The organism is Gilvimarinus sp. 1_MG-2023 (assembly GCF_030548285.1).
This window is the reverse complement of sequence record NZ_JAUOSC010000404.1, coordinates 1-357: the sequence shown is the minus strand read 5'-3', so window position 1 is coordinate 357 and position 357 is coordinate 1. Positions and strand designations below refer to the sequence as shown.

Below are 357 nucleotides of genomic sequence, written 5' to 3'. Positions count from 1 at the left end.
GTCTGCGCCTGGGGATATCAGGTTTTTTACTTGCAGCAGCAGGGATACGATCGGGTTAGCCATGAGAGGTCTCTTCAGAGGGGCGGGAACCGGCACCATTTTTCCGACGCCGGGAAAATGATCGAGCGGTTCCCGCGAGGGTGGTTAGGATGTAATCCTGTTTTTGCAGTAGCGGCTGATACCAGCTCCGGTTTTGCTGGTGTCTTCGAGAGCTTCACATTCTATCGTCATGGTGCCGAACTCGTCAGTGATCAGGCCCAGGCCGGTGGTTGGGCTGAATTTATTGCGATAGAGGGTCAACGGCTGGGCTACTCCGCCGTTGGCTTCGTTCAGCCCTTCGAATACGAGTTCGTACTC

Annotated in this window: 1 protein-coding gene; it reads right to left on the bottom strand. The window is 55.2% G+C overall.

Features of this window, described 5'->3' with window-relative positions:
- Positions 1-144 precede the first annotated feature (144 nt).
- Positions 145-357 (bottom strand): hypothetical protein (locus tag Q4563_RS17375; RefSeq protein ID WP_303605390.1); only part of this gene is annotated, 213 nt, incomplete at its 5' end.